The 242-nt window shown below is 71.1% G+C and carries 1 pseudogene; it reads right to left on the bottom strand.

The annotated features are described in order from the left end of the window. Positions 1–242, bottom strand: a pseudogene (locus NZN28_RS13610) (hypothetical protein); the annotation flags it as partial.

Genomic DNA, 242 nt, shown 5'->3' with positions numbered 1-242 from the left:
GGCGCGACCGCGGCGATGGGTTCCGGCTCCTCCCATTGCAGCGTGGGTAGGGGCTGGGTAGGAATCAGCGGCTCAGGCTCGTCAAAGTCCGGCACCACCGAAGGCTCGGGGGCCAGCGTGGGCACTTCCTCGAAGGCTTCGGCGGCGGGGGGTACCGGGGGGGCCGGGGTGACCAGGTCGAGATCGAGGTCAAACTCGATGTCGTCCATGGTGGGCGCTGCCGAGAGGGGCGACGGGGCGGG

The sequence above is a fragment of the Meiothermus sp. genome (assembly GCF_025056915.1).
GTDB lineage: Bacteria > Deinococcota > Deinococci > Deinococcales > Thermaceae > Meiothermus.
The sequence above is the reverse complement of the archived record's forward strand: the minus strand, read 5'-3'. Positions and strand labels throughout refer to the sequence as shown.